This is a genomic window from Vibrio sp. D431a (assembly GCF_030248655.1).
In the GTDB taxonomy this organism is placed as follows: Bacteria; Pseudomonadota; Gammaproteobacteria; order Enterobacterales; family Vibrionaceae; genus Vibrio; species Vibrio alginolyticus.
Window position 1 is genome coordinate 39,306 of the sequence record NZ_JAHGAP010000053.1, and the last position, 24,147, is coordinate 63,452.

The window sequence follows — 24,147 nt, forward strand, 5'->3', positions numbered from 1 at the left end:
CAACCCTTTCTATTTTAACTGTTATCACTTGAGATATCAGCTAACGCTTAATAGCAATCACCGAAATTAACAGTAACCGTAGCTCATTAGACGCTGGTAACGACGCTCACGTAGCGTCTCTTCATCCAATTGTTCTAGATCTTCTAGCTGACGAAGTAGTGTCGCTTTCATATTCGCTGCCATTTGAACATGATCGCGATGAGCGCCGCCTAGTGGCTCTTCAATGATTTCGTCGATCAGTTCAAGCTCTTTAAGACGCGGAGCAGTTAGACCCATTGCCTCTGCCGCTTGTGGCGCTTTGTCTGAATCACGCCATAAGATTGAAGCACAACCCTCAGGAGAAATTACTGAGTACGTAGAGTACTGAAGCATGTTCACGTAGTCGCCTACACCGATTGCTAGTGCACCACCAGAACCGCCTTCACCAACAACGTTACAGATTACTGGCACTTTAAGACCAGACATCACTTTTAGGTTTTTCGCGATAGCTTCAGATTGACCACGCTCTTCTGCGCCCACACCTGGATACGCGCCAGCCGTGTCAATAAATGTGATGATCGGCATGTTGAAACGCTCTGCCATTTCCATCAAGCGTAGAGCCTTACGGTAGCCTTCTGGTTTCGGCATACCAAAGTTACGTTTCACCTTTTCTTTGGTCTCACGACCTTTTTGGTGACCAATGATCATCACAGGGCGGCCTTCAAGGCGAGCCATGCCACCCACAATCGCTTTGTCGTCTGCAAACGCGCGGTCACCCGCTAATTCATCAAACTCCTCAAAAGCGTGTTGGATGTAATCCAGCGTGTAAGGACGTAGTGGGTGACGAGCCAGTTGAGCTGTTTCCCATGCACCTAGGTCACTGAAGGTTTTTTTCTTCAGCTCTAAGCTTTTCTTCTCAAGCTGTTCGATTTCTTTATCCAGGTCAATCGCAGAATCACCACCGTGACGAGAGACATCACGTAGTGCTTCAATTTTCGCTTCTAGTTCTGCAATTGGCTTTTCAAATTCAAGAAAGTTTAGGCTCATCTATGAATCCTTGTTTACTCAGCGTCTAACATATTGCGCTGAATTTTTAGTTAAATTCGAGTTCTACCTGGCTTTTGCCAAGTAACTGTTTTAAATCGTCGAGTAATGTATCACTTGGCGTTACTCGCCACTCGGTGCCCAATGTTAACCGCGCTCTGGCGTCGGCACGCTGGTAGTATACATTGACGGGTACGGTTCCGGCTTTGTGCGGTTCTAAAATACGGCTGAACTGCTCAAAAAACTGATCGTTGATCTGAGTTGCATCTATCGATACCGACAAACCACGAGCGTATTTCTCGCGCGCACTGCCGAGATCCATAACTTCACGCGCCGACATTTTAAGGCCACCGTTGAAGTCATCAAAGCTGACCTGTCCAGAAACGACCAAAATTCTGTCTTTTTCGAGAAGTTCAGCGTATCGATCCAGTGCATCTGAGAACAACATCACTTCCATGCGACCACTTCGGTCATCCAGTGTCATAATGCCAATTCGTGTACCACGCTTAGTCGTCATTACACGAGCTGCAATAACCAGACCTGCCACCGTGACAGATTGGTCGCGGCGAGTGGGCGTTGCGTCTTTTAGTCGACAACTGGTGTATTTGTTTAGTTCCTTTACGTAGGCGTTAATTGGGTGCCCTGTCAAATATAGACCTAGGGTATCACGCTCGCCCTCTAACCACACTTTTTCTGGCCAAGGCGGAACCTGCGTATACTTATGCTCTACTTCTTCAGGTGCATCCGTTAGCACACCAAACATATCCGTTTGACCAAACGCCTCAGCTTGGTGATGTTGACTTGCTGCTTTTACCGCATCATTGAGTGACGCCATCATCGCCGCACGGTGTGGGCCTAGTCGATCCAACGCGCCCGCGTAAATCAGCTTCTCTATCACTCGTTTATTGACGCGTTTTAGATCAACTCGAGCACAGAAATCAAATAGGTCTTTAAAGTGACCACCTTTATTTCTCGCCTCAAGAATCGCATCGATAGGGCCCTCACCAACCCCTTTTATCGCACCAATACCGTAAACAATTGCGCCATTTTCATCAACATTAAAGCGATATAGGCCAGAGTTGATGTCTGGTGGCAGCACGGTAAGCTTCATACGGAAACACTCATCGACCAAGCCAACGACTTTTTCCGTGTTATCCATATCGGCTGTCATTACCGCAGCCATAAATTCGGCAGGATAATGTGTTTTCAGCCAAAGAGTTTGATAAGAAACCAATGCATAAGCAGCAGAGTGCGATTTGTTAAAACCATAACCGGCGAACTTCTCTACCAAGTCGAAGATTTTCATCGCCAACTCGCCATCGATACCGTTCTTTATCGCACCTTCTTCAAAGATAGCACGTTGTTTTGCCATCTCTTCTGGCTTTTTCTTACCCATTGCACGACGAAGCATGTCCGCACCACCTAGCGTGTAACCTGCTAAGATCTGCGCAATCTGCATTACCTGCTCTTGATACAGGATGATGCCGTAGGTTGGATCAAGCGTCTCTTTTAGCGACTCGTGTTGCCACTTTTCATCTGGATAAGAGATCGCTTCTCGACCATGTTTACGGTCGATAAAGTTATCTACCATGCCCGATTGCAAAGGACCCGGACGGAAGAGTGCTACCAATGCGATGATGTCTTCGAAACAGTCTGGCTGAAGTCGTTTAATCAGCTCTTTCATGCCTCGAGATTCAAGCTGGAATACTGCTGTCGTTTCAGAGTTTTGCAACAAACGGAAAGAGGCAGGGTCTTCTAACGGTATGGATTCAATTTGAACCGGTTCTTTCCCTTCTCGCTCTAGGCGTGGGTTAATCAGTCCTAACGCCCAGTCAATAATGGTTAAGGTACGTAAACCCAAGAAGTCAAACTTAACTAGGCCAGCGGTCTCAACATCGTTTTTATCAAATTGAGTAACCGGAAAGTGACCTTCAGCGTCTGCATAAATTGGCGCAAAATCGGTAATTGTTGTAGGTGATATTACAACACCACCAGCGTGTTTACCGGCGTTTCGCGTACAGCCTTCCAAAATATGACACATGTCGATGAGTTCTTTAACTTCCTCATCGGCCTCATACAATTCAGGTAGTGCAGGTTCAGCTTTAAACGCTTTATCTAGCGTCATACCTGGATCGGGCGGGATCAGCTTTGAAATACGATCAACAAAACCAAATGGGTGGCCCAATACGCGGCCAACGTCACGGATTACCGCTTTTGCCGCCATGGTACCAAACGTGATGATCTGAGACACCGCGTCACGACCGTACATTTCCGCAACGTGGTCAATAACCTGGTCACGTTTATCCATACAGAAATCGACGTCGAAATCGGGCATCGAAACACGTTCTGGGTTCAAGAAACGTTCGAACAGCAAGTCGTATTCTAGTGGATCCAGATCGGTGATTTTTAGTGCGTAAGCCACCAAAGAACCAGCACCGGAACCACGTCCAGGACCGACAGGAATTCCATTATCTTTTGACCACTGGATGAACTCCATTACGATCAAGAAGTAACCAGGAAATCCCATTTGGTTGATAACATCTAGCTCTATCTGAAGACGTTCATCATATTCAGGGCGGCGACGTTTTCTCTCTTCTTCATCTGGAAATAGGAACTCTAAACGCTCTTCCAACCCCTCTCGGGATTTCATGACTAGGAACTCAGTCTCTTTCATCCCTTCGGTTGGGAAAGCTGGTAGGAAGTACTCCCCTAAGCGCACAGTCACGTTACAACGCTTCGCTATCTCGACACTGTTTTCTAACGCTTCAGGAATATCAGCAAACAGCTCGCACATTTCTTCTTCTGTACGAAGATATTGCTGCGGACTGTAGTTTTTTGGCCTACGCGGATCTTCTAATGTGTAACCATCGTGAATCGCTACGCGTATTTCATGAGCATCAAATAGCTCTGGACTCAGGAATACAACTTCATTGGTCGCCACTACTGGCAAGTCTTGCTGCTCTGCCAATTCAACCGCAAAGTGAAGATAAGTTTCTTCATCTGGACGACCGGTACGAAGTAGCTCAAGATAAAAGCGATCTGGAAAATGCTGTTTATAGAAATCAACACACCCTTGCACTATTTGACGGTTGCCTTTCAAAAGGCCGCGACCAATTTCTCCGCTTTTACCGCCGGATAATACAATCAGGCCTTCAGACATTTCAGCCAACCAGGCTTTGTCAATCACTGGGTGGTGTTGAACATGTCCACGTAAGTACGCTTTTGATATCAATAACGTCAGGTTCTTATAACCTACATTATCCGCCGCAAGCAAAGTCACTTGTGTCAGCTCTTCACCAAACTCGTCCGACTGCATTTTAAAGTCAGCACCAATGATCGGTTTAACACCACTGCCATGCGCCGTACCGTAAAACTTCACCAAACCACATAGGTTGGTAAAGTCGGTCAACGCCATTGCGGGCATACCGAGCTCAGCAACTTTCTTTACGATTGGCGGAACTTTGTTGAGGCCATCCACCATCGAGAAGTCACTATGAACACGCAGGTGGATGAATTTGGGATCTGACATTAACAGGTACCGTGTAACTCTATTTTGTTGGGGATTCTAACCTAAAGAGGTTGGGTTTATAACACCAATTAGATCGTTTGATTATTCTATGCTTAACGCTTTTTTTACTGGCTTGAAACTCTTGCGGTGTTCACTGATCACTCCGTGTTGCTCAATCGCTTCAAAGTGCGCTTTAGTTGGGTAACCTTTGTGCTTCGCGAAGCCAAATTGTGGATGAAGTTTATCCAACTCTTCCATCTCTTGGTCACGCACGACTTTGGCAATAATGGAAGCCGCACTGATTTCGGCAACACGTAGATCGCCTTTTACTACAGCTTGAGCATCCATTGGCAGCTCCGGACAACGGTTACCATCAATCAACACCAAATCAGGTTGAACCTGTAACCCCGCCACTGCACGCTGCATCGCAACCATAGTCGCCTGTAAAATATTCAGTTGATCAATTTCTTCAGGAGAACAACGCCCGACCGCCCACGCCAATGCTTTTTCTTTGATTTCAGGAAGCAACGCCATGCGTTTCTTTTCGGTCAATTTTTTCGAATCGTTCAACCCTTCAATAGGATTGTGAGGATCAAGGATAACCGCAGCGGTGACGACGTCTCCCACCAAAGGGCCACGTCCGACCTCGTCGACTCCGGCCACAAGCTGATAACCTTGCGGATATTCAAACGGAGGGAGTTCAACTTTGGTTTTGGTCGCTTTTGGTTTAACAGCCATGATAAATCTCTATTTCTCAATCAGTTTTAGAACTGCGTTTGCGGCTTGTTGGTCCGCATCTTTACGAATCCAATGATGCATTTCCGTAAATTTATCTAACATCGGTTTATTGTCGCTTTCCAATAAGCGAGAAACCTCAGTAAACAAATTGTCTGGTGTGCACTCATCTTGTAGATATTCTTTGACGAGCTCATCATCCGCCAAGATATTCGGCAATGACACATACTTCGTTTTCAATAGACGTTTAGCTAAGAAAGCAGTAAATGCATTCACACGATAACCCACCACCATTGGACGCTTGAGAAGCATACACTCCAACGCTACGGTACCGGAGGCCAACATCACGGCATCGGATGCGGTGATGACGTTGCGTGCGGTGTCATCAACTAACTTGAAGTCCAACTCTGGCGCTAGCTCTTTCCATGCTTGTTCAAACTGCTCACGGCGTTTTTGATTAACAAGCGCGACAACAAACCCCAGTTCTGGAAATTTTTTATGGAGTAACTTGCAGGTTTCAATAAATGGCTCTGAGAGCATTTTTAACTCGCTACCACGACTGCCTGGCAGGACAGCAAGCCACTTTTTATCTTGTTCTAAACCAAGCAACTCACGTGCAGGCGCTTGTTCTGATTCTAGTGGGATGGCATCAGCCAAGGTATGACCAATGAACTCGCAAGGTACATTAAATTTGTCGTAGAACGCTTTCTCAAACGGAAGAAATGCTAGCACCAAGTTCGTTGCCGCTTCTATTTTAAAGATGCGCTTCTGACGCCAAGCCCAAACAGACGGACTCACGTAATGAACGGTTTTAATGCCCGCTTGCTTGAGGTCAAGCTCCAGGCGTAAGTTGAAGTCAGGAGCATCGATCCCGATGAAAACATCAGGCGGATTCTGAGTAAAATACTGAACGAGCTCAGCTTTCACTTTAAGAAGTCTCGGTAAGCGGCCTAAAACCTCGACTAATCCCATCACCGCAAGCTCTTCCATATCAAACAGAGACTCGCAACCTTGGGCTATCATTTTCGGACCACCAATGCCTACGAACTCTGCGTCTGGATATTGTTGCTTTACTGCTTTGATAAAGCCTTCACCTAGCGTATCGCCAGACAATTCTCCGGCAATGATGCCAATACGTAATGGTCTTTCCATATCTACTTCGCTATTTTTCCTGTGCGCTATGGATAACGGTTTGCCTTATCCATAAAACACAAAAAGATCGTAACCTCAAATTTGGTCACGATCTTTTTATTTATTGGTTCATTCGCCAATTAACGAATAATGCCACGTTCCGTCGTTTCCAGAATATCTGAGAAACGCTTCACAGCCGGCCACTCTTGAGCCATTTCAGCCAGAATAGGCTTCACTTCTTCTAGCGTCTTACCTGAACGGTAGATTTCTTTATACGCTTTTTGTAGCGCACGAATCTCTGGTTTCTCAAAGCCATTACGCTTCAAGCCAACAAGGTTCAAGCCGAATGGAGTAGCGTGGTTACCTTGCGCGAGTACATAAGCTGGGACATCTTGCACCACAGCTGAACAGCCGCCAATGTATGCGTAAGCGCCCACTGTACAAAACGGATGAATCGCAGACAGTGCCATCACACCGGCATAGTCATCAACAGTAACGTGACCACCAAGAATCGAGTTATTACCGATATGAGTGTGGTTACCAATAACAACATCATGCGCAACGTGTGCATTCACACACAATAAGTTGTCATCACCAATGATCGTGGTTGCTTTGTCTTGCACTGTGCCGCGGTGAACTTGGACCGCTTCACGAATGACGTTACGGTCACCGATAACCACAGTTGTGTCTTCACCACCGTATTTTTTGTCTTGGTTTTCTTCACCAATGACAGCATGTGGGAAAATACGGTTATCTTTGCCAATAGTTGTGTGACCTTTGATCACAACGTGAGACATCACTTCTGTGCCTTCACCAATTTCAACCGTAGAGGTGATGTACGTAAAAGGACCTACTGTTACGTTAGCACCAATTTTGGCGCCCTCTTCTACCACCGCTGCCGGGTGGATTTTAGCGGTTTCATGAATCATATTAAAACTCTCGACGAGCACACTTCAGTTCTGCAGAACATACCACTTCACCGTCAACTTTTGCTACACCGCTAAATGCAGCAATGCCGCGACGTTCTTTCAGAAATTCTACCTCAATAACCAATTGGTCGCCCGGAACCACTGGTTTACGGAATTTCGCGCCGTCTACGCTTGCAAAGTAGTACAGTTCATTTTCTGTTGGTGCACCAAATGATTTAAATGCAAGTAAGCCTGTTGCCTGAGCCATTGCTTCTAAAATCAAAACACCTGGGAATACTGGTAGTTGAGGAAAGTGACCTGTGAACTGAGGTTCGTTAACCGACACGTTTTTAATCGCGTGAAGGTACTTCTCTTCTTGGAAGTCTATCACTCGGTCGATCAATAAGAATGGGTAGCGATGAGGTAGTAGCTCTTGAATTTCAGAGATGTTCATCGTTTTCTTTTCAGTAGTCAAAGTCGTCTTCCTATATCAATTTTTTGCCGCCAAGATGGCAAACGTGGCAACAGGTCGTAAAGCCGAATCGCTTTGCAATATACTAGCAAAATACGCACCATCTTGGAGTTAAATCTACTTAGAGCGCGTCATTATAGAAGAAAAAGACCCGCATTTCGCGAGTCTTCTTACAGAATATGGAACTAGAGCTTGTTAGCCTTCGTGTTAAATACAGAGCGAAAGATAACTTGTTCTAAATTTCTTCTTTCTGTTCCAGCTGTTTTTCAACCGCTTTTAGGCGCTTATTCATCTCATCAATACGGTGAACTCGAGTCGCGGTCTTACGCCACTCTCTGTTCGTTTGTAGTGGGATACCTGATGAGTAAAGGCCTTTTTCTTCGATACTGCGCATTACCATGCCCATACCTGTAATAGCCACACCATCTGCGATAGTGATATGGCCATTCAGAACAGACGCGCCGCCAATCTGGCAGTACTTACCAATTTTTGTACTGCCCGCGACAATAGTACCACCAGGCATCACGGTACCATATCCGATCTGCACGTTGTGCGCGATTTGAAGTTGGTTATCCAGAATGACATTGTCTTCAATGATAGTATCTTCGAGTGCACCGCGGTCAATCGTAGTACAAGCACCAATCTCAACGCGGTTACCGATACGCACTGAACCAAGCTGAGGAATTTTGATCCACTCGCCTTTGTCATTCGCATAACCGAAGCCATCAGAGCCAATGACGGTACCCGATTGAACGAGACAGTCATCACCCAATGACACTTCATGATAGATAGTGACATTAGCCCAAAGCTTGGTGTTATTCCCTAGCTTGGCGTTCTTACCGATAAAACAACCAGCTCCAACGCTTACGTTATCGCCGAGTTCTACGCCCGTTTCAATCACAGCGTTAGCGCCGATTGTAACGTTCTCACCCATCTTAACGTCAGCGGCAATCACAGCACTTGGTGCAATATCGTTTGCCGGCTTTGGTGTGGTATCCATCGCTTGAACCACACGAGCAAATGCGACATAAGGGTCTGAAACCACTAACGCATTTCCAACGCATTGATCTTTATGCTCAGCCTTTACCATAACAACGGTAGCTTGGCACTCAGAAAGGTGTTTTGCGTATTTTGGGTTAGACAAGAAGGTTACATCACCTTCTTGTGCTTTATCCATTGGGGCAACACGGCTTACAACGAGAGACTCGTCACCAAACAGTTCACCCCCGGTAATTGTCGCCAATTCGGCTAATGTTAATGTCTTCATAACTTCTTATTTTAGAGCTTTAATTACGTCTTCAGAGATATTGTATTCTGGCTTGCCGTACTGCAAAGCAGAGATATCAATCACAAGATCGTAACCATTTTTGTCTGCGACTTTCTTAACTGCATCTTGAATCGTTTTGAAAAGCTTCGCTTTTTCTTCAGCTTCACGACGCGCACTTGCTTTTTCAAGTGCTTGTGCTTTCACTTTGTACTCGCTGTCTAGCTTCGCGATATCGATACGTAGCTTTTCAACTTCGTCTTGACCCAAAAGCTCGCCGTCACGTTGTAGCTTCTCAATCTTTGTTTTAGCTTGTGCTTGGATTGACTTCAGTTCATCAGCTTTGCTTTTGAAGTCTTTCTGCATTTTTTGTAGTACAACTTCACGTTGAGGAAGAGCTTGGAAAACTTGAGCTGTATTTACATAAGCAATTTTTTGTGCAGCTTCTGCCGCATTTGCAAACATTGAAGAGCTCAGTACAAGAAGGCCAATCCCAGCCGCTTTGATCATTTTATTCAAAATATTTTCCTCTTTAGAAAGTTCTACCGATAGTGAATGTGAAGAACTCTTCATCATCGCCATCAAATTTCTTAATTGGTTTCGCTAGTGAGAATACTAGTGGCCCCATTGGAGACATCCACTGCAACGCCGCACCGTAAGAAGAGCGGTAGTTGGTTGGATCTGAGTAATCGTAGTAGTAGTTAGCACCCGAAATGTTGCTATTTTCTCGATAATCAAACTCGGTATCCCAAACACTTGCCATATCAAAGAAGATACTGGTACGAATTTGGTTTTGTACTTCCTCTGATGCGAACGGCGTTGGAACGATCAACTCAATACTTGCTAATGCGACTGCGTTACCACCCACTGAATCATCTGTCGCAATATCTGTACCATTGTTAGAGCCGGATGTATCGCGGTAAACCGCTTTAGGGCCAACAGAGTTTGAGCCAAAGCCACGAAGCGATGTAAAGCCACCGGCGTAGTAGTTTTCGTAGAATGGGAACAAGTTATCGTTACCATCCGTTTGACCGTAACCATTACCGTAACCTAAGCGGCCACGGAACAAGAGGGTAAACTCGTGCTTTTTAGTCAATGGCACATACTGGCGAACATCGTACTGCATTTTGAAGTATTGAACGTCAGAGCCAGGTACGGTCATTTTATAGAATGCACGCTGATGGTTACCTGCCGTAGGGAAATAGCCACGGTTTAAGTTATTACGTGTCCAAGAGATATTGAAGTCGAAGTCGTTCGTATTCAATGCCCCACTTGAATCTATATTATCTTTTTGCGCTTCTAAGAACTGCTCTACCTGCAAGTAAGGCGATAAGTTACCGATCTTGTTGTGCGTATAACCGACACCGAATTCAAAACGGTTCAACTCGTCGAATGGGAAGCCCCACGTTAAGCTCGCGCCATAGCTTTCGTTGGTATAGTCAACGATATTGGCTTCTTTAGCTTCAAATTCGTTATAGAAAACCTTACCACCTAAGCTTACACCGTCTAAGTTCCAGTACGGATCACGGTAATCAAGACTGATGTTTTTCTGGTAGTCATTCATCATCGCGTTGATACCAACACGGTTACCGCTACCAATAAAGTTATCTTGTTGCAGGCCAACCTGGAAGCTCACACCCGATTCTGTACCGTAGCCAACACCGAAGTTAACGCTACCAGAGTTCGCTTCTTTGACAGAGTAAACTAGGTCAACTTGATCATCACTACCAGGAACTCGAACCGTCTGTACTTCAACATTTTCAAAGTAGCCCAAACGATTTAGACGAGTTTTACCCGTTTCAATCGATTTCGAGTTCAACCAACTGCCTTCCATCTGACGCATTTCACGACGAAGGACTTCATCTTTGGTTGAGTTATTACCCGTGAAGCGAATATCACGAACATAAATTCGGTTACCCGGGTCTACGTTAACGACCAAAGAAACTTCTTGATTCTCGTCGTCAAACTCTGGAATGGTATTCACTTGAGGATAAGCATAGCCGGACTCACCAAGCACACGCTTAATTCCTTCTTCCATTGAAGTAACCAACGAGCCGTTGTATGTCTCATTGTCTTCAAATGGCACAAGTCTTTCGAACGTCGCTTCCTCGCCAATCAAATCGCCACGGAACTTCACGTCCTTAACGGTGTAAACCTCGCCCTCTTCTAGACCAAGAGTAATGTATACCCCTTTCTTGTCAGGAGAGATTGCAACTTGTGTCGAATCAACGTTAAATTTTAAGTAACCACGATCCAGGTAGAATGATTTGAGTGCTTCAATATCACCTGCAAGGACTTGCTTTTGATACTTTTCATCAGAAAGGAAATTCCACCACGGCACATCAACATTTAAGTTAAAGCGCGAAAGCAGCTCTTCATCACTGAACACTTCATTACCGATAAAGTTGATTTGCTGAATTTTTGCCGACACACCTTCAGTAAAGACAAACTTAAGGTCAGAACGATTACGTGGTAGTGGAGTAACCACCGCTTTTACTGTTGCGTTGTATTTACCTACGCTGTAGTAAAAGTCTTCTAAGCCTTTTTCAATGTTGCTTAGCGTGGTGCGGTCAAGCGCTTCACCTTCACGAACACCAGACGCGTTCAGGTTTTCTTGTAGCTGCTCGTCCTTGATTGCTTTGTTACCTGAAAAAGAGATGCTTGCAATGGTAGGACGTTCTTTGACTTGAACCATCAGAACACCACCGTCACGCAACACTTTCACATCTTCAAAGTTACCAGATGCATACAGGGCGCGGATAATTTCTGCAACATCGCCTTGGCCAATGGTATCACCGACACGTACAGGCATTTTCAACAATGCAGCACCCAGTGCTACACGCTGCAATCCATCGATTTCAATATCTTGAACTACGAAGTTCTCTGCTCCATTTGCAGATACACTGGTCGCCAGTAAACTTGCAAATAGAATTCGCTTAATCGCCATACTTGTTCTAATTATTCCTTGCTACTGCTTTTGTCTCTGAACTATCACAGACGAGTAAAATCATTAAATAGCGCTAACGCCATGAGCGAGAAGATGATCGCACCACCAATTCTAAAGCCCATTTCCTGCACTTTCTCAGGAACAGGGCGTCGAATGACTGCTTCAATTGCAAAAAACAACAAATGACCGCCATCCAACATTGGTAAAGGAACGAGATTAATAATACCTAGGTTAACACTAATTAGAGCGAGAAAACCTAAAAAGTAGACCAAACCATAATCTGCTGTCGCGCCTGCGCCTTTGGCTATTGATATTGGTCCACTCAGATTATTCAGACCAACGTCTCCAACAATCAGCTTCTTAAGCATGCTGATTGTCAAACCAATGACTTGGCCAGTTTTGTCTACTGCTTTACCTATTGACTCGAATACACCAAACTGAAGATCGAAGCGATAACTTTCTGGCCATTCTGCGACTTTAGGTGCAATACCTGCAAAACCAACGACTTCTTTGTTAGCTAGCTCACGGCTACCGGGCGTCAGCGTCAATGTTTGCTCATAACCCTGACGCAACACCGTCAATTCAAGCGGTGTATCAGGATTAGAACGAACCGCTTCAACCACTTGCTTCCATTCGGTTACGCGTTGTTGACCAATTGCGACAACCTCATCACCTGGAAGCACACCGGCTTTTTCCGCCGCTCCACCTTGCGAGACCTGCTCGATAACTCGATACACCTCCGGTGTATACGGAGCAAAACCTAACGACTGCATCGCTGACTGAGTTTCTGGGTCGAACTTCCACTCACGTAAATCGAGCGTTTTCGTTACTTCTGAACCAACTTCATTCGCTGACGTTAGTGTTACCGTCATCAAATCATCGCCAATATGAGAAATCAATCCCATATTTACTGATTCCCAATCCGGAGTTTTGATACCAGATATCGATTTAAGTTCCATTCCAGATTCAATTCCAGCTTCCGCAACAATCGAATTGGGCGTAACTTCACCAATTACAGGCTTAACAGCCGAGATACCAATTAGAAATACCAGCCAATAGGCAAAAATTGCGAAAAGAAAATTAAAGATGGGGCCAGCCGCAACAATAGAGGTTCGCTTCCATAACGGCTTCTTATCAAACGCTAGGTGCTTCTCATGTTCTGGCACCTCATCGACACGGCTATCAACCATTTTCACATAGCCGCCGAGAGGGATCATTGAGATGCTGTACTCCGTTCCGTCTTTGCCTACTTTACTCCAAATAGACTTGCCGAAACCGATTGAAAACTTTTCAACTTTAACGCCGCAACGGCGAGCAACCCAAAAATGCCCAAATTCGTGCACGGCAACAAGAATGCCCAGTGCGACGATAAAAGAAATGAGATTCCACAATATACCAGTCATCAGCTACGCTCGCGTATGGTTTCTAGGGCAATAGTTCGTGCCATTCTATCTAGCTCGAGCAAGCTTTCCAAGCTATTCGCATTCTCAGCTTTGCAGCTTGCGTTGATTTTATTCAACACAGACTCATTGATGCGAGCAATATCGGTAAAACCTAGTCTGTTATTTAAAAATGCATCAACAGCGACTTCATTAGCTGCATTCAATGCCGTTGTTGCGTGTTGACCTTCATAACAAGCATCAATTGCGAGTTTTAAACATGGGTAACGAGCAAAGTCAGGCTGCAAAAACGTCAGCTCACCAACTTTCGTGAAGTCTAGCGGCTTAACCCCAGCTTCTACTCTTGACGGGTATGACATGGTGAGCGCAATTGGCGTCGCCATATCCGCTTCTCCCATTTGTGCCAAGACCGAACCATCACGATACTGAACCATAGAATGAATCACAGATTGAGGATGAATAACCACCTTCAGTTGTTCGCGAGCAGCATTAAATAGCCACTTAGCTTCTATATACTCAAGGCCTTTATTCATCATCGTGGCAGAATCAACAGAAATTTTTGGCCCCATCGACCAGTTTGGATGAGCGATCGCCTGAGCGGGTGTCACCTGCTCCAGTTCTGCGATGTCAGTGTAACGGAAAGGACCACCAGATCCAGTCAACAAAATATGAGAAATGCCATGTTCTTGTAAATTGCAACGACCTAGATTGGTTTGTACTTGCTGTGGTAAACATTGGAAAATGGCGTTGTGTTCACTGTCGACGGGAAGTAGCTCTGCGCCAAATTCTTCTACAGCATCAATAAATAGCTGGCCTGACATTACAAGTGCTTCTTTATTTGCCAACAAGACTCGCTTACCTGCTTTCACGGCAGCCATGGTAGGCAATAAGCCAGCGGCTCCTACAATAGCAGCCATTACACTGTCGACCTCGTCCAGCGAAGCTATATGACATAGCGCATCAGTACCACCTAGCACTTCGGTACCTGGCGAAACCGAGTGTAGCTCAGCTTGAAGTTTAGACGCCGCAGCTTTATCTGCCATGACCGCATATTTAGGTTGCCACTGACGACATAGACCGATCATCTTTTCAACGTTAGTGCTTGCCGCTAAGGCAACGACAGAAAACAGATCTGGGTTTTGTTCGACCACTTTAAGCGTGCTTGCACCAATTGATCCAGTAGCACCAAGAATCGTTAACTTTTGCATGTTGTAAGACCGTTAGAAAGCTCAGGAGCGACGACGCCGCTCCTGATAAATTAGAATACGTAGTAAAGAAGAGCAAAAACTGGGAATGCTGCGGTTAGGCTGTCGATACGATCTAGCACACCACCGTGCCCTGGGATAATGTTACTGCTGTCTTTAATGCCTGAGACACGTTTGAACATACTTTCAACCAGATCACCAAGCACTGAAATAACGACAGTAACCAGCGTAATCAGCACCATATGGACAGGGCTAGTGAACTGGATATCGAACCAATCAGCAAATGCCCACGCTACGATTAATGCCGTGATAATGCCACCAATTAGCCCTTCAATGGTTTTATTGGGGCTTACATGAGGAGCCATCTTACGTTTGCCTAAGCTTTTGCCTGCAAAGTAGGCGCCGCTATCTGCAGCCCATACCAAGAAACAAACGTACAACACAAGCTTTGCGCCGTGGTATGGATCTACAGTGATGTCATACGCTCTGAGAATAATCACACTCCAAAGGAATGGGATTAATGTCAGAAAACCAAATACATGACGTAAAACAAAATTACTTTGCCAAGATTTCGTCGTTTTGGGGTAAGTAATCGCCATTAAGCTAGCAATAATCCACCAAACAAAACCAATACCCAAGACGACATAATGAGGTGTCGTTAAGTGATTGAGGCTATATGCATCAGGCGAGATGTATAGAAAACTAAGTCCGGTAATAATGATTGCCGGCACAAGGGCAGCAATGCGAGAGTTGCTTCCTGTAAACTGAGTCCACTCCCAAAAACCTAATAGCGTTATTGCAGTTAAAGCGGCAATAAAGCCCATTAGCGGTAATTTAAAAATGCCTAAAATAACCAGGGGAGCTAAAATTAGTGCTGTTATTATTCTCTGTTTCAAACTAACTAGTCCTTATTGAGCTGCCATCAATGCCTTTATTTGTTCACCTGTACAGCCAAAACGACGTTCTCGGTTGATAAACCAAGTTACAGCTTCTACCAAACTGTCTTCATCGAATTCTGGCCAGTACTCTGGTGTAAAGTACATTTCTGCATAAGCCATTTGCCACAACATAAAGTTGCTGATGCGGCACTCTCCACTGGTGCGAATTAAAAGATCCACTTCCGGTAGGTCTGCCATGGTCAAATGCTCAGTGATTAGCTGCTCATTGATATCCTCTACACGAATTTCACCGTTACGTGCTTTTAGCGCTAACGTTTTAGCAGCTTCTGTGATGTCCCATTTACCGCCATAGTTGGCTGCAATGTTGATCACCATACCCGTGTTATCTGCCGTTAGGTTTTCTGCTTCTACAATTTTCTTTTGTAGACGCTCACTAAATCGACTGGTATCACCGATCACGCGCAACCGTAAGTTATTTTTGTGTAGTTTTTTTACTTCACTAGACAGGACCGTGATAAACAGTTCCATCAAAAGACCCACTTCTTCCTCCGGACGACGCCAGTTTTCACTACTAAAAGCAAACAGCGTCATGGCTCTAATGCCTAGTTTTGAAGCAGCAGCCACGGTCTTACGAACGGCACTAACGCCTTTTTTATGACCAAATACGCGAGGTTTTCCTTTGGACTTAGCCCAACGGCCATTACCGTCCATAATGATGGCAATATGCTTAGGAAGGGAATCAGAGAAGGCTTGAGAATTTTGCATAGGGAGTTAATTGAGTTCCATCAGTTGGATAGACTAACATAAAAAAACGCTGAGCTGTGAGCACAGCGTTTTCCAACAGTGATGTGTGTGGGAGTATTAAACTTCCATCAACTCTTTTTCTTTTGCAGCAAGAACTTCATCGATCTTCTTAACTGCAACGTCAGTTAGCTTTTGAATTTCGTCTTGTGCTTTACGGTCTTCATCTTCAGAGATTTCTTTATCTTTTAGAAGCGCTTTAAGATCGTTGTTTGCGTCACGACGGATGTTACGAACAGCAACACGACCACCTTCAGCTTCACCACGGACGATCTTAACTAGGTCTTTACGACGTTCTTCCGTTAGCGGTGGAAGTGGAACGCGGATGATAGTGCCAGCTGACATAGGGTTTAGACCAAGGTCAGACGTCATGATCGCTTTTTCTACTTTCGGCGTCAGCTCTTTATCAAAAACCGTGATTGCAAGTGTACGTGCATCTTCAGCAATAACGTTTGCTACTTGGTTTAGAGGTGTTGCTGCACCGTAGTATTCTACAGAAATACCAGATAGTAGGCTTGGGTGTGCACGACCTGTACGAATTTTAGAAAGGTTGTTCTTAAGCGCTTCAACGCTTTTATCCATGCGCTCTTGCGCGTCTTTTTTGATTTCGTTAATCACAGTTTCACCTTAAAAATGTCATCTTTCCTGAAGAAAGCCTAAAACGGTTGAGCAAAGCAAGCACCACCCTAACGCTTTGGAGTGGCACCTTAAGCCAAGCTTATTCGTTGATGAGCGTGCCTTCTGCTTCGCCCATAACCACGCGACGTAGTGCGCCTGGCTTGTTCATATTAAATACGCGGATTGGCATTTTGTGGTCACGAGCTAGCGTAAACGCCGCCAAGTCCATAACTTTCAGCTCTTTATCCAGAACTTCTGCATAAGATAGCTTATCATACAGCTCTGCGTCTGGGTTTGCTACAGGGTCAGCAGTAAATACACCATCAACTTTCGTCGCTTTTAGTACGACATCCGCTTCAATTTCGATACCACGTAGGCAAGCAGCAGAATCCGTTGTAAAGAACGGGTTACCCGTACCAGCAGAGAAGATGACAACACGGCCTTGGCGAAGCTCACGGATCGCATCAGCCCAATTATAGTCGTCACATACGCCTTTTAGAGGAATGGCAGACATAACGCGCGCATTCACGTATGCACGGTGAAGAGCATCGCGCATCGCTAGGCCATTCATTACTGTAGCAAGCATACCCATGTGGTCACCAACTACGCGGTTCATACCAGCTTCAGCTAGGCCTGCACCACGGAACAAGTTACCGCCACCGATAACTACACCAACCTGAACACCCAGTTCAACCAGTTCTTTAACTTCTTGTGCCATACGATCAAGGACCGCAGGATCAATACCAAAACCGTCTTCACCTTGAAGAGCTTCACCACTCAGTTTTAATAGAATACGTTGATACGCTGGTTTAGGGTTCGTAGTCATGGAGTTTACCTTCCAAAGAGAGTTGTTGATTAACAGTCATGAATAGACACAACTTCAGTTATGGCTATTCATCACGGCTAATCGTTCACTGCTCATAAAAAGACCGCAGCCTTGGCTACGGTCTAATCTTTATACAGTCTCTAAGGATTAACCTTTTTGAGCTGCTGCAACTTCTTCAGCGAAGCTCATTTCTTCTTTCTTCTCGATACCTTCACCTACTTCTAGGCGAACGAACGTAGAAACTGAAGCACCTTTTTCTTTCAGCATTTCGCCTACAGTTTTCTTAGGCTCCATGATGAAAGCTTGACCTGTTAGAGAGATCTCGCCAGTGAATTTCTTCATGCGGCCAACAACCATCTTCTCAGCGATTTCAGCAGGCTTGCCTTCGTTCATTGCGATTTCAACTTGAACCGCTTTCTCTTTTTCTACTACGTCAGCTGGTACGTCTTCTGGGTTAACGAACTCAGGCTTAGAAGCAGCAACGTGCATTGCAACGTGCTTAAGAGTTTCTGCGTCGCCTTCACCAGCAACAACAACACCGATTTTCTCACCGTGACGGTAAGAAGCGATTGCAGTGCCTTGAACGTATTCTACGCGACGGATAGTGATGTTTTCACCGATTTTAGCTACTAGAGCTACACGTGCGTCTTCGAATTGTGCTTGTAGTTCTTCAACAGAAGCTTTTGAAGCTAGAGCTGCAGCTGCAACTTCTTCTGCGAATGCAGTGAAGTTACCGTCTTTAGCAACGAAGTCAGTTTGGCAGTTAACTTCAAGAAGAACAGCAACGCCGTTTTCTTCTTTGATGATGATTGCGCCTTCAGCTGCAACGTTACCAGCTTTCTTAGCTGCTTTCGCTGCGCCAGATTTACGCATGTTTTCAATTGCTAGTTCGATGTCAGCGTTTGCTTCTACAAGCGCTTTCTTACATTCCATCATGCCAGCGCCAGTACGCTCGCGAAGTTCTTTAACTAGAGCAGCAGTTACAGTTGCCATTCTGTCTTCCTCGTTTGATTCGAAATAAGGTAAAAAACAGGGGCCTAACATTGTCGGCCCCCATTGCTAACTATAACTTAGTTTATGCTACACAAAGGTTTCACATAGACCAAGTGTGACACAGAGCCGCTATTATTCAGCTTCTACGAAACCGTCTTTTTCAGCAACTGCAGCTACGTCTTTGTTACGACCTTCAGATACTGCTGAAGCAGCAGCGTTCAGGTATAGCTGTACAGCGCGGATCGCGTCGTCGTTACCTGGGATTACGTAGTCAACGCCGTCTGGGTTAGAGTTAGTATCTACCACAGCGTATACTGGAATACCTAGGTTGTTAGCTTCTTTAATTGCAATGTGTTCGTGATCAGCGTCGATTACGAATAGAGCGTCTGGTAGGCCGCCCATGTCTTTGATACCACCAAGAGATTTCTCTAGCTTCTCCATTTCGCGAGTACGCATTAGAGCTTCTTTCTTAGTTAGTTTGTCAAAAGTACCGTCTTGAGATTGAGTCTCTAGTTCTTTTAGACGCTTGATAGACTGACGAACTGTTTTGTAGTTTGTAAGCATACCGCCTAACCAGCGGTTGTTTACGTAAAACTGGTTGCTTGCGATTGCAGCTTCTTTAACAGCTTCAGATGCAGCGCGCTTAGTACCTACGAATAGAACCTTACCTTTCTTCTCGCCAACTTTAGCTAGTTCAGCTAGAGCGTCGTTGAACATTGGTACAGTTTTTTCTAGGTTGATGATATGAACTTTGTTACGAGCGCCAAAGATGAATGGCTTCATTTTTGGGTTCCAGTAACGAGTCTGGTGACCGAAGTGAACACCAGCTTTTAGCATATCGCGCATTGATACAGTTGCCATTTTAAAATCCTCTATGGGGTTAGGCCTCCACATTCCCCATAACCCCGACCAAGCTTCTGCTCAGCACCCCGGAATATGTGACGGAATGTGTGTGATTTAAAGATAAAAGGTTATTCGGATGAAGCTTGCTTCGCCGCTTAACTTTGCTAAACGAAGAGAACAGTCCTCTATTCCGGCGCGCTTTATACCATATTTTAGCTCACTGTGGCTAGTAAAAATTATTTCTTCACCGAGCCACTTTCTCCTATTTATAAGCAAAACTTTAAACATATGATCGAATTAAGAATGATGCATATTCCTATCTAACTTGGGTTAACGCCCCGATGTCTGATAGAATGCGGCCATTCGCACGTTTACGTGCTTAGGAATAAGTAGAGAAAGCCAATGTCAATCAAGATTAAAACTGCTGAAGAAATAGAACGCATGCGCATTGCGGGCAAGCTAGCCGCAGAGATTCTAGAAATGATCGAACCACACATCAAAGTTGGTGTGACGACAGAAGAGTTAAACAAAATCTGTCATGAGTACGCTCTAGAAAAAGGCGCATACTCTGCTCCGCTTGATTACCATGGTTTCCCTAAGTCGATCTGTACTTCAATCAACCATATCGTATGCCACGGTATTCCAGCGGAAAAAGACGAAATCGGTAGCAACGGCCAAATGAAGCCGGCGGTACTAAAAGATGGTGACATCTTAAACGTTGATATTACCGTAATCGTTCCAAATGATGAGAATGCCGATCTGAGCGTGCGTCCTCAGGGTTACCATGGTGACACTTCTAAGATGTTCCTAGTCGGTGATGTTTCGCCTGCAAACAAACGTCTGTGCATGGTAGCTCAAGAAGCACTGTACGTTGGTATGCGTACCGTTAAGCCAGGTTCAACGGTTGGTGACATCGGTACAGCTATCGAGAAGTACATCAAAGAGAATAACAAGAACAATCCTCGCAACAAGTTTTCTATTGTGAAAGACTTCTGTGGCCACGGTATCGGCGATGAGTTCCATGAAGAACCACAAGTGGTTCATTACAAGAACAAAGACCGCCGCGTATTAAAAGAAGGCATGTGCTTTACTATTGAGCCGATGATTAACGCAGGTAAATTTGGTTGCTCTGTTGATGCACAAGATGACTGGACTGTTTACACGGGCGACGGCAAGAACTCTGCGCAATGGGAACATACCATTGTTGTAACAAAAGAAGGTTGTGAAGTACTGACGCTTCGTAGCGACGATACGATTCCTCGCCTAATGAAAAACGCGTAAAGCTGACGACCACTCGTTGTTTACTATATCCCTGCTTCGGCGGGGATATTTTTTATCTGCCGCAAATTTGTTAGATTGTTATTAGATTAGCTTGCACGGATGGCAAATATGACACTTCAGTCCCCTCTTACCTTTTCCGATGAACAAATCAATATCGGTGAACTCAAACAAGAATTAGAGAAGTTTAGCTCTAATCAAAACCAAGAGTTTCTCAATCATCATCCGGTAACAAGCTTGGTTTTAGCCAGAGCTGAATATATGGATCTGCTTCTCAATCGTTTGTGGCAACATTTTGGTTTCAAGGATATTTACAACATTTCCCTAGTTGCCGTTGGTGGCTACGGACGAGGCGAGCTGCATCCGCTCTCCGATATCGATATTTTGATTCTGTCGAACAATAAACTGCCAACCGCGTTAGAAGCAAAAATCAGCGAATTCATTACGCTGTTGTGGGATTTAAAACTCGAGGTCGGACACGCTGTTCGCACCGTTACTGAATGTGCTGAAATTGGTAAAGCCGATCTAACGGTCGCGACAAACCTGCAAGAAGCGCGACTGCTGTGTGGAAGCGAGGACACCTTTCAGGCACTGAAGAAAGTCGTGTTATCAGACTCCTTCTGGCCAAGTGAGACGTTTTACCGCGCTAAAATTCAAGAGCAGCGCGAACGCCATGCACGTTACCACGACACGACCTACAACTTAGAACCGGACATTAAATCAACCCCTGGCGGGCTGCGCGATATTCATACATTAAGCTGGGTCGCTCGACGTCACTTTGGTGCTACTTCATTGTTGGAAATGAGCCGATACGGATTTTTAACTGACGCAGAATACCGAGAATTGGTTGAATGTCAGGACTTCCTTTGGCGAGTACGTTTCGCTCTGCACATGGAGCTTCGCCGCTATGACAACCGCTTGACCTTTGCTCATCAAGCACAAGTTGCGGAAAATCTAGGCTACGTCGGAGAAGGCAACCGAGGCGTAGAAATGATGATGAAAGAGTTCTACCGCACGCTTCGTCGTGTGGCAGAGCTCAATAAAATGCTACTCAAACTCTTTGACCAAGCGATCATTAATGGTGGGGCGACAGAAAGTGCCGAGATTCTCGATACGGACTTTCAACGTCGCGGTTCTTTAATTGAAGCGCGGAAACCCGCATTGTTCCAAGCTCGCCCAGAAACTATTCTGGATATGTTCTTACATATTGCTAACGACTCAACTATTGAAGGGGTGAGCCCACCAACGCTGCGTCAACTGCGCACCGCTCGGCGTCGGCTCAACAAGTTTTTGCACACCATTCCTGCTGCGCGTGAAAAGTTCATGGCGTTATGTCGTCACCCTAATGCTCTTCACAAAGCATTCAGCCTCATGCACCGATTAGGGGTTATGGCGGCCTATTTACCGCAATGGAGTCAGATTGTTGGTCAAATGCAGTTTGACTTATTCCATGCCTACACCGTTGATGAACACAGTATTCGCTTACTTAAACACATCAACACTTTTAGTGACCCAGAAAATCATGCGAAGCACCCTATTTGCTGTGACGTCTACCCTCGGATGCAAAAGAAAGAGCTGCTGATTATTGCCGCTATTTTCCACGATATCGGGAAAGGTCGTGGCGGCGATCACTCGATTATCGGTGAAGGAGAAGCGTACGACTTCTGCATTGAGCATGGTTTATCGAAGCCCGAAGCGAAACTTGTCGCTTGGTTGGTAAGACATCATCTATTAATGTCTGTCACCGCACAGCGCCGAGATATTTATGATCCTGATGTCATTACCGAGTTTGCCAAAAAAGTCAGAGACGAAGAATCTCTCGATTATCTTGTATGCCTGACAGTTGCAGATATTTGTGCAACCAACCCAGAACTTTGGAATGCTTGGAAACGAACTTTACTTGCGGAGCTGTATTACTCCACACAACGTGCTTTACGTAGAGGCCTAGAGAACCCTGTCGATGTGCGTGAGCGAATTCGCCACAATCAACAAATGGCCTCCGCAATGCTGCGCAAAGAGGGGTTTGCCGCGCGCGAAATTGAAGTATTGTGGCAACGCTTCAAAGCTGACTACTTCCTTCGTCATACCCATACGCAAATCGCGTGGCACTGCGAACACTTACTTCGCATGGAAGATCCGACTAAGCCTTTGGTGTTGATCAGTAAAAAAGCCACTCGTGGCGGCACTGAGGTGTTTGTATATACGAAAGACCAGCCTGCTTTATTTGCGACAGTCGTGGCGGAGTTAGATAGGCGTAATTTTAATGTACACGACGCGCAAATCATGACCAGCAAAGATGGGCACGTGATTGATACCTTTATGGTACTCGATCAACATGGCGAAGCGATCGATGAGTCTCGTCACGCCGCGGTGATTAAACACCTCACTCATGTACTGGAGGCAGGCCGACCAACCAAGATTAAAACGCGCCGTACTCCGAACAAACTTCAGCACTTTAACGTGAAAACCAAAGTCGACTTCTTACCAACCAAAGGTAAAAAACACACTTTAATGGAGTTTGTCGCGCTAGACACACCAGGGCTGTTGGCCAAAGTAGGCCGTACGTTTGCTGATTTAAATATCAACCTTCATGGTGCAAAAATCACCACCATTGGTGAGCGAGCAGAAGACTTGTTTATTTTAACCAGTGATGCAGGGGGAAGATTAAGTGAAGAACAACAGGATGAGCTAAGAGAGAGATTGATCGAAAAGTTATCTGATGAGGTCGCAGCTTAGATCAAACCTGCCAATCTTTTCGGTTCAGGGCGAGAGCGATCTTGCCCACAAGTTAAGCATTTTGGCTAAATATCAGCTATCTAGCTCATACATAGGCTGCTACAGTTATATCAATATCAATTCGATGTAATAGAGGTAGCCTATGTATCCCCACCTCACTGGTTTGGGTATTCACGACCCTAAGCAGATTGAACGTTATTCCCTACGCCAAGAAGCACACAAAGACGTACTCAAGATCTATTTCCACAAGCAAAAAGGCGAACTGTTCGCTAAAAGCGTTAAATTCAAATACCCGCGCCAAATCAAAAATGTTCTTGTGGACAGTGGCAGTCACAAATATAAAGAAGTAACGGAAATCAACCGTAACCTCACATTAGTCATTGATGAACTGAATAAAATCACTAAGCCAACGAAACAACCTGAGGTTGATGTAAAAGAGAAAATTCTTTCAGACCTTCGTCATTTAGAAAAAGTCGTTTCGAGCAAGATCGCAGAGATCGAAGCGGATCTTGAAAAACTAAAGTAAAACGTTAAGTCTTAATGACCCGTCCTGATATGGG

General features: G+C 45.2%; 20 protein-coding genes. 3 read left to right on the forward strand and 17 right to left on the reverse strand.

Going from position 1 to position 24,147, the window contains the following annotated elements; translation table 11 throughout:
• Positions 1-66 precede the first annotated feature (66 nt).
• From accA to rpsB, 17 genes are all read right to left on the reverse strand, one after another.
• Positions 67-1,026: an acetyl-CoA carboxylase carboxyl transferase subunit alpha gene (accA, locus tag KJB35_RS26995; RefSeq protein WP_005380365.1), complete on the reverse strand. Its 960-nt coding sequence runs from the start codon at positions 1,024-1,026 to the stop codon at positions 67-69.
• Positions 1,027-1,072: 46 nt separating this feature from the next.
• The gene (dnaE, locus tag KJB35_RS27000; protein ID WP_285357258.1) at positions 1,073-4,552 is read right to left on the reverse strand and encodes a DNA polymerase III subunit alpha; all 3,480 of its coding nucleotides are present in this window, start codon (positions 4,550-4,552) and stop codon (positions 1,073-1,075) included.
• Between the two features lie 81 nt (positions 4,553-4,633).
• A complete protein-coding gene (gene rnhB, locus KJB35_RS27005; RefSeq protein ID WP_025768249.1) occupies positions 4,634-5,269 on the reverse strand; it encodes a ribonuclease HII in 636 nt (211 codons plus the stop codon).
• A 9-nt stretch (positions 5,270-5,278) separates the two neighbouring features.
• Positions 5,279-6,418: a lipid-A-disaccharide synthase gene (lpxB, locus tag KJB35_RS27010; RefSeq protein WP_017636041.1), complete on the reverse strand. Its 1,140-nt coding sequence runs from the start codon at positions 6,416-6,418 to the stop codon at positions 5,279-5,281.
• 119 nt (positions 6,419-6,537) lie between these two features.
• Positions 6,538-7,326 carry an acyl-ACP--UDP-N-acetylglucosamine O-acyltransferase gene (gene lpxA, locus KJB35_RS27015; RefSeq protein ID WP_005380357.1) on the reverse strand — a complete coding sequence of 263 codons (789 nt, stop codon included), beginning with the start codon at positions 7,324-7,326 and terminating at the stop codon, positions 6,538-6,540.
• A 1-nt stretch (position 7,327) separates the two neighbouring features.
• Positions 7,328-7,780, reverse strand: coding sequence for a 3-hydroxyacyl-ACP dehydratase FabZ (gene fabZ / locus KJB35_RS27020; protein WP_005380349.1), 453 nt, complete (start codon positions 7,778-7,780; stop codon positions 7,328-7,330).
• Positions 7,781-8,012: 232 nt separating this feature from the next.
• Positions 8,013-9,044 (reverse strand): UDP-3-O-(3-hydroxymyristoyl)glucosamine N-acyltransferase, encoded by a 1,032-nt coding sequence (gene lpxD, locus KJB35_RS27025; RefSeq protein ID WP_042521415.1) that lies wholly within the window; start codon positions 9,042-9,044, stop codon positions 8,013-8,015.
• Between the two features lie 6 nt (positions 9,045-9,050).
• Positions 9,051-9,560: an OmpH family outer membrane protein gene (locus KJB35_RS27030; protein ID WP_005391804.1), complete on the reverse strand. Its 510-nt coding sequence runs from the start codon at positions 9,558-9,560 to the stop codon at positions 9,051-9,053.
• A 13-nt stretch (positions 9,561-9,573) separates the two neighbouring features.
• Positions 9,574-11,988: an outer membrane protein assembly factor BamA gene (gene bamA / locus KJB35_RS27035; protein ID WP_005380335.1), complete on the reverse strand. Its 2,415-nt coding sequence runs from the start codon at positions 11,986-11,988 to the stop codon at positions 9,574-9,576.
• A 44-nt stretch (positions 11,989-12,032) separates the two neighbouring features.
• Entirely contained in the window at positions 12,033-13,391 is a 1,359-nt protein-coding gene (rseP, locus tag KJB35_RS27040; protein ID WP_213908251.1) for a sigma E protease regulator RseP, read from the reverse strand.
• Entirely contained in the window at positions 13,391-14,596 is a 1,206-nt protein-coding gene (gene ispC / locus KJB35_RS27045) for a 1-deoxy-D-xylulose-5-phosphate reductoisomerase (protein ID WP_054577587.1), read from the reverse strand. The genes rseP and ispC overlap by 1 nt, the downstream gene beginning before the upstream one ends.
• A gap of 50 nt (positions 14,597-14,646) precedes the next feature.
• Positions 14,647-15,489, reverse strand: a complete 843-nt coding sequence (locus KJB35_RS27050) for a phosphatidate cytidylyltransferase (protein WP_005385351.1) — start codon at positions 15,487-15,489, stop codon at positions 14,647-14,649.
• Positions 15,490-15,501: 12 nt separating this feature from the next.
• Entirely contained in the window at positions 15,502-16,257 is a 756-nt protein-coding gene (locus tag KJB35_RS27055; RefSeq protein ID WP_005380331.1) for an isoprenyl transferase, read from the reverse strand.
• A 96-nt stretch (positions 16,258-16,353) separates the two neighbouring features.
• A complete protein-coding gene (frr, locus tag KJB35_RS27060; protein ID WP_005380330.1) occupies positions 16,354-16,911 on the reverse strand; it encodes a ribosome recycling factor in 558 nt (185 codons plus the stop codon).
• 100 nt (positions 16,912-17,011) lie between these two features.
• Positions 17,012-17,737: a UMP kinase gene (gene pyrH / locus KJB35_RS27065; protein WP_005380329.1), complete on the reverse strand. Its 726-nt coding sequence runs from the start codon at positions 17,735-17,737 to the stop codon at positions 17,012-17,014.
• A gap of 147 nt (positions 17,738-17,884) precedes the next feature.
• Entirely contained in the window at positions 17,885-18,730 is an 846-nt protein-coding gene (gene tsf / locus KJB35_RS27070; RefSeq protein WP_005380328.1) for a translation elongation factor Ts, read from the reverse strand.
• Between the two features lie 132 nt (positions 18,731-18,862).
• Entirely contained in the window at positions 18,863-19,591 is a 729-nt protein-coding gene (rpsB, locus tag KJB35_RS27075) for a 30S ribosomal protein S2 (RefSeq protein WP_005380327.1), read from the reverse strand.
• 384 nt (positions 19,592-19,975) lie between these two features.
• Here rpsB and map point away from each other — a divergent pair, with 384 nt between their 5' ends.
• The 3 genes from map (at position 19,976) to KJB35_RS27090 (ending at position 24,113) form a co-directional block, all read left to right on the forward strand.
• Positions 19,976-20,854 carry a type I methionyl aminopeptidase gene (gene map / locus KJB35_RS27080; protein ID WP_005380326.1) on the forward strand — a complete coding sequence of 293 codons (879 nt, stop codon included), beginning with the start codon at positions 19,976-19,978 and terminating at the stop codon, positions 20,852-20,854.
• A gap of 108 nt (positions 20,855-20,962) precedes the next feature.
• Positions 20,963-23,587, forward strand: a complete 2,625-nt coding sequence (gene glnD, locus KJB35_RS27085; protein WP_017636037.1) for a bifunctional uridylyltransferase/uridylyl-removing protein GlnD — start codon at positions 20,963-20,965, stop codon at positions 23,585-23,587.
• 142 nt (positions 23,588-23,729) lie between these two features.
• A complete protein-coding gene (locus tag KJB35_RS27090; RefSeq protein WP_005380322.1) occupies positions 23,730-24,113 on the forward strand; it encodes a DUF3461 family protein in 384 nt (127 codons plus the stop codon).
• Positions 24,114-24,147: the final 34 nt, after the last annotated feature.